This is a genomic window from Sellimonas intestinalis (genome assembly GCF_001280875.1).
Taxonomy (GTDB): Bacteria; Bacillota; Clostridia; order Lachnospirales; family Lachnospiraceae; genus Sellimonas; species Sellimonas intestinalis.
In genome coordinates, this window is sequence record NZ_LGAJ01000009.1 from 231,834 (window position 1) to 244,620 (window position 12,787).

At 49.5% G+C, this 12,787-nt stretch carries 11 protein-coding genes; all 11 read left to right on the forward strand.

Features of this window, described 5'->3' with window-relative positions; all coding sequences use genetic code 11:
* Window positions 1-27: 27 nt before the first annotated feature.
* The 11 genes from argJ to lepA all read left to right on the forward strand — a co-directional run bounded on the left by argJ (window position 28) and on the right by lepA (window position 12,742).
* Complete coding sequence (gene argJ / locus AOA56_RS10585; protein ID WP_024732152.1) at window positions 28-1,251, forward strand: bifunctional glutamate N-acetyltransferase/amino-acid acetyltransferase ArgJ; 1,224 nt, start codon at window positions 28-30, stop codon at window positions 1,249-1,251.
* A 12-nt stretch (window positions 1,252-1,263) separates the two neighbouring features.
* Window positions 1,264-2,160, forward strand: coding sequence for an acetylglutamate kinase (gene argB, locus AOA56_RS10590; protein WP_024732153.1), 897 nt, complete (start codon window positions 1,264-1,266; stop codon window positions 2,158-2,160).
* Window positions 2,153-3,334, forward strand: coding sequence for an aspartate aminotransferase family protein (locus AOA56_RS10595; protein ID WP_024732154.1), 1,182 nt, complete (start codon window positions 2,153-2,155; stop codon window positions 3,332-3,334). Before argB ends, AOA56_RS10595 begins: the two co-directional genes overlap by 8 nt.
* A 62-nt stretch (window positions 3,335-3,396) precedes the next feature.
* Window positions 3,397-3,828 carry a DMT family transporter gene (locus AOA56_RS10600; RefSeq protein ID WP_024732155.1) on the forward strand — a complete coding sequence of 144 codons (432 nt, stop codon included), beginning with the start codon at window positions 3,397-3,399 and terminating at the stop codon, window positions 3,826-3,828.
* A gap of 81 nt (window positions 3,829-3,909) precedes the next feature.
* Window positions 3,910-4,569: a ComEA family DNA-binding protein gene (locus tag AOA56_RS10605; RefSeq protein WP_024732156.1), complete on the forward strand. Its 660-nt coding sequence runs from the start codon at window positions 3,910-3,912 to the stop codon at window positions 4,567-4,569.
* 12 nt (window positions 4,570-4,581) lie between these two features.
* Window positions 4,582-5,271 (forward strand): response regulator transcription factor, encoded by a 690-nt coding sequence (locus AOA56_RS10610; protein WP_024732157.1) that lies wholly within the window; start codon window positions 4,582-4,584, stop codon window positions 5,269-5,271.
* Window positions 5,228-6,703 carry a sensor histidine kinase gene (locus tag AOA56_RS10615; protein WP_034594386.1) on the forward strand — a complete coding sequence of 492 codons (1,476 nt, stop codon included), beginning with the start codon at window positions 5,228-5,230 and terminating at the stop codon, window positions 6,701-6,703. The genes AOA56_RS10610 and AOA56_RS10615 overlap by 44 nt, the downstream gene beginning before the upstream one ends.
* Window positions 6,704-6,715: 12 nt before the next feature.
* The gene (locus AOA56_RS10620; RefSeq protein WP_024732159.1) at window positions 6,716-7,657 is read left to right on the forward strand and encodes a GerMN domain-containing protein; all 942 of its coding nucleotides are present in this window, start codon (window positions 6,716-6,718) and stop codon (window positions 7,655-7,657) included.
* Window positions 7,654-9,831: a DNA internalization-related competence protein ComEC/Rec2 gene (locus tag AOA56_RS10625; RefSeq protein WP_053769630.1), complete on the forward strand. Its 2,178-nt coding sequence runs from the start codon at window positions 7,654-7,656 to the stop codon at window positions 9,829-9,831. The genes AOA56_RS10620 and AOA56_RS10625 overlap by 4 nt, the downstream gene beginning before the upstream one ends.
* A gap of 93 nt (window positions 9,832-9,924) precedes the next feature.
* Complete coding sequence (gene holA, locus AOA56_RS10630) at window positions 9,925-10,902, forward strand: DNA polymerase III subunit delta (protein ID WP_024732161.1); 978 nt, start codon at window positions 9,925-9,927, stop codon at window positions 10,900-10,902.
* A gap of 25 nt (window positions 10,903-10,927) precedes the next feature.
* Window positions 10,928-12,742, forward strand: a complete 1,815-nt coding sequence (lepA, locus tag AOA56_RS10635; RefSeq protein WP_024732162.1) for a translation elongation factor 4 — start codon at window positions 10,928-10,930, stop codon at window positions 12,740-12,742.
* Window positions 12,743-12,787 lie beyond the last annotated feature (45 nt).

Sequence of the window (12,787 nt, forward strand, 5' to 3'; positions counted from 1 at the left end):
AAAGAAGAAAGACGGGAGGACGGCAAGATGAAGATAGTAGAAGGTGGAGTGACAAAGGCAAAAGGCTTTGAGGCGGCCAGTACCGCGGCGAAGATCAAATACGAGGGCAGGACAGATATGGCCCTTGTCTACAGTGAAATACCGTGTGTGGCGGCGGGGACGTTTACGACAAACGTGGTCAAAGCAGCTCCGGTCAGGTGGGACAGACAGCTTGTAGATTCCGGCAGACCGGTTCAGGCGGTCGTTGTCAATTCCGGAATCGCCAATGCATGTACCGGAGAGGAAGGGATGTACTACTGTGAAGAGACCGCAAAGGCAGCAGCAGCGGCACTGGGAATCCCGGCGGACAGCGTAGCCCTTGGCTCCACAGGAGAGATCGGACGTCAGCTTCCGATTGACCGTATCCGGGCAGGCGTGGAAGCGCTAGCCCGGAAGAAGGATGGGACAATCGAAAATGGTACATTGGCAGCCAAAGCGATTATGACGACAGATACAACGGAAAAAGAGCTGGCAGCCCAGATTGAGGTGAATGGAAAGACTGTGACGATCGGCGGTATGGCAAAAGGCTCCGGAATGATCCATCCGAATATGTGTACCATGCTCAGTTTTATTACGACAGACGCTGTGATCTCCAAAGAGGCATTGCAAAAGGCGCTGAGTGAGGACGTGCAGAATACTTACAATATGATCTCCGTGGATGGAGATACTTCCACAAACGACACAGTGCTGCTCCTGGCAAACGGTGCGGCCCAAAACGAAGAAATCAAGGTGGGAACACCGGACTATGAAGCGTTTACAGAAGCGCTCCATGAGATCAACGTCTACCTGGCAAAGAAGATCGCCGGGGACGGAGAGGGTGCTACCGCCCTTTTTGAGGCGAAAGTGATTGGCGCCAAGACGAAAGAGCAGGCAAAAACGCTGGCAAAATCCATCGTCTGCTCAGATCTGACGAAGACTGCCATCGCAGGGCACGACGCCAACTGGGGACGGATCTTCTGCGCTATGGGTTACTCCGGAGCACAGTTTGATCCAGAGAAAGTGGATCTGTTCTTTGAGAGCAGGGCAGGCAAGATTCAGATTACAGAGGACGGCACGGCAGTAGGCTATAGCGAGGAGAAGGCGACGGAAATTCTTTCCCAGCCGGAAATCACAGCCATTGCCGATATCAAGATGGGGACAGAAGAAGCATCCGCATGGGGATGCGATCTTACATACGATTATATTAAAATCAATGCGGACTACAGAAGCTAGGAGGTAGGAAAAATGGATAAGAGTATGCAGAAGTATCTGGACAAGGCGGAAGTTCTGATCGAAGCCCTCCCGTACATCCAGCGGTTCAACCGGAAAATCATCGTTGTCAAATACGGCGGAAGCGCCATGCTTGACGAAGAGCAGGAAAAAAGAGTCATTCAGGACGTCGTACTGCTGAAGCTCTGCGGATTCAAGCCGATTATTGTACACGGCGGCGGCAAGGAAATCAGTAAGTGGGTGGACAAAGTCGGTAAGGAAACAAAGTTTGTGAATGGACTCCGTGTGACGGACGAGGAGACGATGGAGATCGCTGAGATGGTACTTTCCAAAGTCAACAAAAAGCTTGTACAGCTTGTAGAAGAGCTTGGAATCAAGTCCATTGGTGTCAGCGGAATTGATGGAGGTCTGTTAAAGGTAACGAAAAAATATGTAGATGGCGAAGACATTGGTTATGTGGGAAGTGTCTGCGACGTGGAGCCGAAGATTCTCTTTGATCTTCTGGAAAAAGACTTTCTTCCGGTTGTCTGCTCTGTTGGTTTGGATAACGATTTCCAGGCATATAATGTCAATGCGGACGAGGCGGCCTGTGCGATTGCCAAGGCGGTCAAGGCAGAAAAGCTGGCTTTCTTAACAGATATTGAAGGTGTTTATAAAGACCCGAAAGATCCTGCGACTTTGATTCCGGAACTTTCAGCGGAGGATGCGATCCGTCTGATTAACGACGGCTACATCGAGGGCGGTATGCTACCAAAACTTAGAAGCTGCATCGACGCGCTGGAAAACGGAGTTTCAAGAATTCATATCCTGGACGGACGGATTCCTCATTGTCTGCTGCTTGAGATCTTCACGAACAAGGGAATCGGTACCGCGATTTTAAATGACAAGGAGTGTCGGTATTATCATGGATAAAGCATATATGGAATCAGTACAGAACGCTTTGGTGCACACTTACAATCCGGCTCCGATTGTGCTCGATCATGGAGAGGGTGCCTATCTGTACGATACGGAAGGAAAAGCGTATCTGGACTTTGCGGCCGGTTACGCAGTCAATTCCTTGGGATACGGAAATGAGGAATGGAATCAGGCCCTGAAAAGTCAGATCGATCATCTGGCGCACACTTCCAACCTGTACTATCATACAAGGACAAAAGAGGCGGCCGAAGCGCTGAAAAGAGTGTCCGGAATGGATCGAATTTTCTTCTGCAACAGCGGTGGAGAGGCAATCGAGGGAGCATTGAAGGCTTCACGAAAGTATGCATACACCAAAAAGAGCGGAAGATATGAGTGGATTGCCATGGAAGAGTCGTTCCACGGACGTGGGTTCGGCGCTGTTTCGGTGACCGGACATAAGGCGTATCAGGAACCATTTGAGCCGCTCGTTCCTGGAGTGAGGTTTGCAAAATACAATGATCTGGAAAGCGTCAAAGAGCTCGTTACCGATAAGACCTGCGCCATCATTTTGGAGCCGGTGCAAGGCGAAGGCGGAATCAATGTCGCTACAGAGGAATTTTTAACAGGGATCCGCCGGATTTGCGATGAGAATGATATTCTGATGATCTGTGACGAAGTACAGTGTGGTATGGGCCGGACAGGCTCTTTCTTCGCTTGGCAGCAGTATGGAGTACGGCCGGATATTCTGACGATGGCAAAGGCGATTGGAAATGGATTTCCGGTGGGCGCCTTTGCCCTCACAGAGAAGGTGGCAGAGTGCTCGCTGAATCCAGGGGACCATGGTACAACATATGGGGGAGGACCACTTGCCTGTGCCGCAGTCGCAAAGACTGTGGAGATCTATGAGCGCGAGCATCTTCCGGAGCATACTGCAAAGATTGGCGCTTATCTTCGCAAACAGCTTGAAAATCTTGCGGGACGACACACCTGCATCGTATCCTGCAAGGGTAAGGGACTCATGCAGGGAATACAGCTCAGTATCCCGCTTGCAGATGTGACAAAAAAGGCGCTGGATCGGGGACTTCTGCTGATCGGTGCGGGAAGCGATGTGATCCGTTTTGTACCACCTCTGATTATCACGGAAAAAGAAGTGGATGAACTGATCCGGATTCTCGACGAGATCCTGGAATAGTGAATAAAAACCGGTGTTTCGGGGACACTACTTTCTCAAATGGAAAGGAGGAATGACCAGAAATGACCGGTTTTATCATTGCCCTGATTTCCGGTGCGCTTATGAGTGTGCAGGGGGTCTTTAATACCCAGGTAACGAAGACGACTGGAATGTGGGTCAGCAATATGTGGGTGCAGTTCTCTGCTTTCATCGTCTGCCTTGTTGTCTGGTTTGTGGCGGGAAGAGATCCGATCGGAGGAATTCTGGAGGTACAGCCACGCTATATGCTGCTCGGAGGAGCAATCGGAGCAGGGATCACCTGGACTGTTATCAAAAGCATGGACCAGTTAGGGCCAGCCAAAGCAGCGCTTCTCATTGTAATCGCCCAGCTTATTGTGGCTTATGTAATCGAACTTCTGGGGCTTTTTGGTGTGGACAAGACACCTTTTGACTGGAAACGGGCAGGAGGTCTTTTGATTGCACTTATTGGAATTGCAATTTTCCAATGGAAATAGAGTTGTAATTTAAAGGGAAATTCGTTACAATAGAACTATCTGCATAGAGGGGGCTTTTCTCATCGAAGAGAAAGGAGAACTATGCAAAGAAAGAGAAAAAAGCTGCTCTGCATGACGGCCGCGGCAGTCTTTGTTTTGTCCGGGCTGTCGGGCTGTCACGGAAAAGGACAGGATACGGAGGGAGCCCCTGTCGTTTTGGAAGATGCGTCCGGAGAGGACGGCAAAGAGGCAAAGGACGGCGGGGTGAGGGATGCCGGAGAGGATGAGCAAAAGGAGAGTCCGAAAGAGGCGGCAGATTCCATCGTTGTCTATGTCTGCGGAAAGGTCAGGAAGGAAGGGGTCGTGACACTTCCGGCCGGCAGCAGGATTTACCAGGCGATTGAGATGGCAGGGGGGATGGCGGACGACGCTGCAGCCTCATATCTGAATCTGGCGGAGGTGCTGACGGATGGAGCGAGAGTCTATGTCCCTGGAACAGATGATGCAGAAGTGGGGAATTCGAGTATTCCGCAGGGAAACACGGCCGGAGGCTTTTCAGGGGAGACAGACGGAAAGGTAAACATAAACCAGGCTTCCAAAGAGGAGCTGATGACACTTCCGGGAATTGGCGAAGTCAAGGCGGATGCAATCATTCAGTACCGGACAGAGCAGGGGAAATTTGCTTCTATTGAAGAGATTAAAAATATTTCCGGAATCAAGGACGGAGTATTTGAAAAGATGAAAGACAAGATAACAGTGTAGCGAGGGAGAAACATGGCAAAAAGGGTATTGGTTGTAGATGATGAAAAACTGATTGTAAAAGGAATCCGTTTCAGTCTGGAGCAGGATGGCATGGAAGTGGACTGCGCCTACGACGGGGAGGAGGCCCTTTCCTATGCGCGCGATCATGTTTACGATATGATTCTTCTGGATATTATGCTTCCGAAGCTGGATGGCTTTGAGGTATGCCAACAGATCCGGGAATTTTCGGATGTGCCGATCGTCATGCTGACGGCAAAGGGAGACGATATGGATAAGATCCTGGGTCTGGAATATGGGGCGGACGACTATATTACAAAGCCGTTCAATATCCTGGAAGTAAAAGCAAGGATCAAGGCGATTATGCGGCGGACAGGCAGGAAGGAAAAGGACACAAAAGATACGAAGATGATTGTCAAGGGCGATCTGAAACTGGACTGCGAGAGCAGAAGAGTATTCTCAAAAGACCGGGAGATCAACCTGACGGCAAAAGAGTTTGATCTTCTGGAGCTTCTGGCCCACAATCCGAACAAGGTTTACTCCAGGGAAGATCTTCTGAATCTGGTCTGGGGCTATGAGTATCCGGGCGACGCGCGAACCGTGGATGTACATATCAGAAGACTTCGGGAGAAGATCGAGGTGAATCCAAGCGATCCGAAATATGTATATACAAAATGGGGAGTTGGTTACTATTTTAGGGGGTAAGCTAAAACTCAGGCGCCATCCGTTCAAAAGTCTCAGGGTGTTGATCTTCCTGCTGATCCTTTTTGTAGGTATGGTGCCGTGTCTGATTATACGGGGTGTGGTTCTTCGTTCCAACGAGAGCTACTCCGTGTCTATCCGCATGGCAGAGATTCAGAATCAGTGTACGATTCTCTGCAACCAGCTCTCGGTGCTGGATACGCTGACCGGGGATATACCTGAGTCGATCGATGCGGAGATCACACAGTTTTCCAATATTTATAATGGGCGTGTTATGATTATTGACCAGTCCTATCAGATCATCGAGGATTCTTACGATCAGGACGTGGGTAAGACGATTGTCTCCGGCAATGTCATCAAGTGTCTCAGAGGCGAGTCTATCAGTAACTATGATGAGCGCAACAGTTATATCGAGGTGACGGCTCCGATCCGGGTGACGGCGTCCAAAGATATCGTGGGCGTGATGCTGGCAAGCGTTTCCACCGATAATATTGTCGGAATCCAGGAGAATTTAAAACAGACGATGGATATTATTATTCTTACAGCTCTTGTTGTGCTGATTGTGTCCGGTATTCTGGTAAGTTTTTATATTACGAGGCCACTGAACCGGATTACGAAATCCGTGGAAAGTATGACGGAGAGTTCGGAGGGAAACGAGCTGCATGAATATGCTTTTCTGGAGACCATTCGGTTTTCGGAGGCGTTTAACAAGCTGATCGGAAGATTCAAGGTACTGGATGAGACAAGGCAGGAGTTTGTCTCGAATGTGTCCCATGAGCTGAAGACGCCTTTGACATCCATGAAGGTGCTGGCAGATTCTCTTCTGTCCCAGGAGGAAGTCCCGGCGGAGCTTTACCGGGAATTTATGGGAGATATGTCCGAGGAAATCGAGCGGGAGAACAAGATCATCAATGATCTGCTTTCGCTGGTAAAGATGGACAAGACGTCCCATGATATGAATATTGAGACACTGGATATCAACCAAATTGTGGAGCGGATTTTAAAGAGACTTCGTCCGATTGCCCAGAAGCAGAATATCGAGCTTGTATTTGAGACATTTCGTACTGTAGAGGCGGAAGTGGACGAGACAAAGTTATCTCTTGCGGTGAGCAATCTGGTGGAGAACGCGATCAAGTACAATCATAAAAACGGCTGGGTACATGTGTCATTGAATGCAGACCATAAGTTTTTCTATTTGAAAGTGGCGGATTCCGGGATGGGGATACCAAAGGAATCCCAGGAGCATATTTTTGAACGGTTCTACCGTGTGGACAAGTCCCATTCCCGTGAGATCGGAGGTACCGGACTTGGTCTTGCCATTACGAGAAGCGCCGTTGTCATGCACCGGGGGGCCATCAAGGTATACAGTGAGGAAGGAGAAGGTACGACTTTCACCGTGCGGATCCCGCTGAAGTATGTTGCAAGTACGAACTAGAAGGAGGAGACCATGAAAAGAAAGAAGGATGTATCATTTCTGCTTGTCCTGCTTCTGGCTTTTGGTCTGCTGTCCGGATGCGGGAGAGGAGAGCAGGTCAAGCAGAGTGGGTTTGGGCTGTACTATCTGAGTGCTGATAAGACTGATCTTGTCAAGGTGTCCGCTGAAAAAGAGGGAAAGACAAAGGAAGAGCAGATAAAGCATGTTCTGGATGTTCTCCAAAAGCCAAAGGAGGAGTCTGAGGATTATCAGAGTCCGTTCATAAAGGATGTAAGTGTGAAGGAGTTCGAGGTGGATGGAAAGCAGGTAGATTTGTCGTTCAATGAGAAGTACCGTTCTCTTGACACGACTGAGGAGGTACTCTTACGGGCAGCAGTCGTAAAGAGCCTGGTACAGATTTCCGGTATCCAGTATGTTTCCTTTTATATTGAGCGGGAGCCGCTTCTGAGGTCAGATAAGATGCCGGTCGGCCTGATGAGTTCTGAGGATTTCGTTCAGAATGTCGGATCCTCGCTGCATTTTTATCAATCCACATCACTGACACTTTATTTTGCCAACAAAGCCGGAGACGGACTCGTAAAAGAAACGGTCAATAATGTACGTTATAACAGTAATATATCGATGGAACGGCTGGTGATCGAACAGCTTCTGAAAGGTCCGTCTTCTTCAGGAGCGTATGAGACGTTACCGGCCAACACCAAGATTTTGAGTGTTTCTACAAAGGATCAGATCTGCTACGTCAATTTTGACCAGGAACTGATGAATATGAAGTCCAACGTTAAGCCGGAGATTCTGATCTACTCCATTGTCAATTCGATTGTGGAGAGCGGAACGGCAGGACAGGTGCAGATTTCCATCAACGGCGAGAGCGATATCCGTTTTGGACAGAGCGTACCTCTGGACCAGCCGCTTTCGCGTAATCTGGATCTTGTGGAAGGAGAAGGAAAAGATTGAAAAACAGGCCTCTGGTGATGATATGCCTTGTTTTTCTGATGATTCGGTATGTGATCTTCTGGGTGGGAGCAAAGGAAGAGCTCCCGCCCGAAGTCCTACGGATGGATGGGGAGACCGTCCGGGTGACCGGACAGATTTACAAAAGAGAGCAAAGAGAAAAAGGTCCGACATGGTATCTCCGTTCAGAAGACAGAGGCTACATTGTCTACAGCTCCACATGGAGCGGTTATAAGATCGGCAATACGATCACAGTCACAGGAACCTTTCAGTTGTTTGAAAGGCCGTCCAATCCGGGAGCGTTTGACTCCCGTTCTTACTATCTAAATCAAAAGATCTGCGGAAGAATCCTTCCGGAATCAATCGAAGTCAATGATACGACAATACAATATGGAAAAGAATGGCTTGCCCGTCTGCGGGAACAGTGGAAAGACGAGCTCCTGACCCGGATGGGAGATGAAGGAGCAGTGCTTAGTGGAATCCTTCTCGGAGATAAGAGCGGACTGGAACCGGAGACGAAAGAGCTCTATCAGAAGAACGGGATCGCCCATCTGCTGGCAGTGTCCGGTCTGCATGTGTCCTTTATCGGTCTGATGCTCTATCGTTTGATGAGAAAAGCAGGAGCACCATTTTTGGCGGGAGCTCTTGTCGGAACACTGATATTATTTCCCTATGCGGTGATGACAGGATTCAGTGTTTCAGCAAAACGGGCAGTGCTGATGTATCTGATACGGATGGGAGCCGAGGTGAGCGGGCGGGTTTACGACCTTCTGACAAGCCTTGCCGTCTCAGCGGCGATTCTCCTGGGAGCTCATCCGCGCTCGGTGTATGATGTGGGATTTCTTCTTTCCTTTGGGGCGATCTTTGCTATCTGGGCAGGGGAGACTCTGTGGATACATCTGACCGGAAAGGAAAAGAAAGGGTTCCATGGGAAGTTTCTGGCGGCCATTTGGCCGGGAATTTGTATCCAGTTGCTGACATTTCCGGTGCTGCTTACATCCTATTTTGAATTTCCGCTCTATTCCGTGCTGATCAATCTCTGGGTGATTCCCCTGATGTCCGTTGTTATGGGTGCGGGGCTGCTGGGGAGTCTGTGCTGTCTTATCCTGCCGCCGTTCGCGACGGTATTTCTGTGGATCAGTAAGCTGGTACTTTGTTTTTACGAGTGGAACTGCCAGATCATGCTCCAGCTTCCCGCGGCCAGGGTCATTACCGGGGAACCGGGATGGGTGCGGATCTGTTGTTACCTGGCATTTTTGATCCTTGCCTATGCCTTGTGCTGGAAGAAAAAGAGAAAGCTTGGGACAGGATTTCTTCTGGTTGGACTTTGCTGTCTTCTGGGACCGTGCAATCAGCATCGCGGCGAACTAGAGATCACCATGGTGGATGTAGGGCAGGGAGATGGAATCTTCTTCCGGATGCCTGGAGGATGGACCTGCCTTGTAGACGGAGGAAGTACTTCCGGGCAGGATCTTGCCCGCTATACTCTGGAACCGTTTCTAAAAAGCCGGGGCGTGGGGACACTGGATTATGTGTTCATCTCCCACGGGGACGCCGATCACATCAGCGGTGTGCAAGAGATGATCGAGAGGGGGAGACTGGGAGTTCCAATCAAGACCCTCTTTCTGCCAGAGAAACGGCTGTGGGATGAGGGACTGAATGGACTTGCCCGAACGGCAAGAAAGAACGGCGTCCGGGTACAATGTATAAAGCCGGGGATGGCAGTAAGAGATGAAAAGGGAGCGGTTGTGTCCTGCCTGGGACCGTCAGAAGCGTACCAGGGGGAGCCCGGAAATGAGGCTTCCATGATCCTGAAGCTTGAGTATCAGCGGTTTTCCATGCTTTTTACCGGGGATCTGGAAGGGGCCGGAGAGCAGGATTTTTTATCCGGGGCATACGCAAACGGGATATACACAGTGCTGAAAACAGCACACCACGGCTCCGATGGTGCTACGACGGATCAGTTTCTCGAACAGAATCATGCGGACGTGGCGCTCATTTCCGCTGGGAAAGACAATCCGTACGGACATCCGGGAGAAAAACTCATCAAGCGGCTGAAAAAAGCGGATATGAAAATTTTTTGCACAAAGGATACCGGGGCGGTGACGATCCGAAGTGACGGAAAGCAGATGTGGATTGAGCGCTTTTCTGGCGCAGGAGGGAACGAAACAGGATAGGACAGGATCATCAAAGAGCATGATGAAATCGGACTCGGAAAATTTTCAGATAGGGTGTTTACGGAAAAACACGTTCTATGCTAGAATAGCGTTATGAAAAGTTTAAATGAAGATCTCAAAACAGGACAATTCAAACAGGTATATCTTTTGTATGGCGAAGAGAGCTATCTGAAAAAGCAATATAAGGATAGGCTCTCTAAAGCTATGCTTCCCGAAGGGGATACAATGAACTATGCATATTATGAGGGAAAGGGGACGGACGTAAAGCAGGTGATAGACCTGGCGGAGACGCTGCCGTTCTTTGCGCCGCGCCGCCTCATTGTCATGGAGGACACGGGGTTTTTCAAAAGTGCCTCTCCGGAGCTTTCTGAGTATATCCGCAGTATGCCGGAGACGGCGTGCTTTCTTTTTGTCGAGAGCGAGGTGGACAAGCGTGGCAAGCTCTACAAAGCAGTGAAAGAAAAAGGCCGGATTGTGGAAATGACAAGGCAGGACGGCGCTACCCTGCAGAAATGGGTGCTTTCTATGATCCAGAAGGAAGGAAAGCAGATCACGCAGTCCGCGGTCCGGTTCTTTCTCACCAAGGTCGGTGACGATATGGAGAATATTCACGGAGAGCTGGAGAAACTTTTTTGCTACACGATGGGAAGGACAGAGATTACTATTCACGATATGGAGGAGATCTGTACGACACACATTGATAATCAGATTTTTGAGATGATCCATGCTGTAGCAGAGAAAAGGCAAAAGCAGGCGCTTCTATATTATTATGACCTGCTTGCCTTAAAGGAGCCGCCGATGCGGATTTTATTTCTGATGGTCCGGCAGTTCCGCATCCTAATGGAAGTCTCCGAAATGAGCAGACGGGGATACGGCAAAAAGGAGATCAGTGAGCATGTGAAAATCCCGCCGTTTGCGGTTGGAAAATACCTGGCACAGGCGCAGAAGTTTTCGATACGTAAGCTTCGGCAGATATTGGAAGGCTGTGCGGGGACTGAAGAAGAAGTTAAGACAGGGAAGCTTGCCGACACCATGGCGGTAGAGCTTCTGATTATGCAATACAGTAGTTAAAATGAGTTGATGGGAGGAACTTACATTGTCAGTTATTGATCAAAAACATATACGGAATTTCTGCATCATTGCACATATTGATCACGGGAAATCGACTTTGGCGGACCGGATCATTGAGGAGACCGGACTTCTGACAAGCCGGGAGATGCAGTCCCAGGTTCTTGATAATATGGAGCTGGAGAGGGAGAGAGGCATCACAATCAAAGCGCAGACGGTTCGTACCGTCTATAAGGCAAAGGATGGGGAAGAATATATTTTCAATCTGATCGACACACCGGGACATGTGGACTTTAATTATGAAGTGTCCAGAAGTCTTGCGGCCTGCGACGGGGCGATCCTTGTGGTGGATGCGGCTCAGGGTGTGGAGGCACAGACCCTTGCCAACGTCTATCTGGCGCTGGATCACGATTTGGACGTTTTCCCGGTTATCAATAAGGTGGATCTGCCAAGTGCGGAACCGGAACGTGTTATCGAGGAGATCGAGGACGTGATCGGCATTGAGGCCACGGATGCACCGCAGATTTCCGCCAAGACCGGGCTGCATGTGGATCAGGTACTCGAGGAGATCGTCCACAAGATTCCTGCTCCAAATGGGGATCCTCAGGTGCCGCTGCAGGCGCTGATCTTTGACTCTGTGTATGATTCCTACAAAGGGGTCATTGTCTTTTGCCGGATCAAAGAGGGAACCGTGAAGAAAGGAACTAAGATTCAGATGATGGCGACAGGCGCCAGGGAAGAAGTCGTGGAAGTCGGTTATTTCGGCGCGGGCCGTTTCATTCCATGTGAAGAGCTGAGTGCAGGAATGGTCGGCTACATTACAGCCAGTATTAAAAATGTAAAAGACGCCAGGGTAGGTGATACGGTCACGGATGCAAACCGTCCATGCGAAAAACCGCTGCCGGGATACAAGAAAGTCAATCCAATGGTATACTGCGGGATGTATCCGGCGGACGGCGCCAAGTACCCGGATCTTCGGGACGCCCTGGAGAAGTTACAGTTAAACGACGCTTCCCTTCAGTTTGAGCCGGAGACGTCCATTGCTCTCGGATTTGGATTCCGGTGCGGATTCTTAGGACTTTTGCATCTGGAGATTATCCAGGAACGGTTGGAGCGGGAGTACAATCTGGATCTCGTCACCACCGCACCGAGCGTAATCTACAAAGTACACAAGACGAACGGAGAAGTGATCGAACTTACGAATCCTTCCAATCTGCCGGAGCCAAGTGAGATCGAGTACATGGAAGAACCAATGGTAAAAGCGGAAATCATGGTGACGTCCGAATTCATCGGGGCCATTATGGATCTTTGCCAGGAGCGAAGAGGAGAGTACCAAGGGATGGAATATATCGAGGCAACCAGGGCGGTGCTTCACTATCATTTGCCGCTGAATGAAATTATTTATGATTTCTTCGATGCTTTGAAATCCCGCTCCAGAGGCTATGCATCCTTTGACTACGAGATGCTTGGATATCAGCAGTCCTCTCTAGTAAAGCTTGACATTCTTGTCAATAAAGAAGAGGTAGACGCTCTGTCCTTTATTGTTTTTGAGGGGAGTGCCTACGACAGAGGCCGCAGGATGTGTGAGAAACTAAAAGAAGAGATCCCAAGACAGCTCTTTGAGATTCCGATCCAGGCGGCAATCGGCGGCAAGATTATTGCCAGAGAGACGGTCAAGGCATTGAGAAAGGATGTCCTCGCAAAATGCTATGGAGGAGATATTTCCAGAAAGAGAAAGCTCCTCGAAAAGCAGAAAGAAGGAAAGAAACGGATGCGTCAGGTGGGAAATGTAGAAATTCCGCAGAAAGCATTTATGAGCGTTCTCAAACTGGACGATAAATAGTCAGAATTGTTTTGAAGTGTAGAGAGGGACGTGTTCCGATGCATC

Excerpts from the sequence above, each read along its gene's own strand:
- argJ (WP_024732152.1), top strand. The coding sequence starts at position 28 with ATGAAGATAGTAGAAGGTGGAGTGACAAAGGCAAAAGGCTTTGAGGCG.
- argB (WP_024732153.1), top strand. The coding sequence starts at position 1,264 with ATGGATAAGAGTATGCAGAAGTATCTGGACAAGGCGGAAGTTCTGATC.
- AOA56_RS10595 (WP_024732154.1), top strand. The coding sequence starts at position 2,153 with ATGGATAAAGCATATATGGAATCAGTACAGAACGCTTTGGTGCACACT.
- AOA56_RS10600 (WP_024732155.1), top strand. The coding sequence starts at position 3,397 with ATGACCGGTTTTATCATTGCCCTGATTTCCGGTGCGCTTATGAGTGTG.
- AOA56_RS10605 (WP_024732156.1), top strand. The coding sequence starts at position 3,910 with ATGCAAAGAAAGAGAAAAAAGCTGCTCTGCATGACGGCCGCGGCAGTC.
- AOA56_RS10610 (WP_024732157.1), top strand. The coding sequence starts at position 4,582 with ATGGCAAAAAGGGTATTGGTTGTAGATGATGAAAAACTGATTGTAAAA.
- AOA56_RS10615 (WP_034594386.1), top strand. The coding sequence starts at position 5,228 with ATGTATATACAAAATGGGGAGTTGGTTACTATTTTAGGGGGTAAGCTA.
- AOA56_RS10620 (WP_024732159.1), top strand. The coding sequence starts at position 6,716 with ATGAAAAGAAAGAAGGATGTATCATTTCTGCTTGTCCTGCTTCTGGCT.
- holA (WP_024732161.1), top strand. The coding sequence starts at position 9,925 with ATGAAAAGTTTAAATGAAGATCTCAAAACAGGACAATTCAAACAGGTA.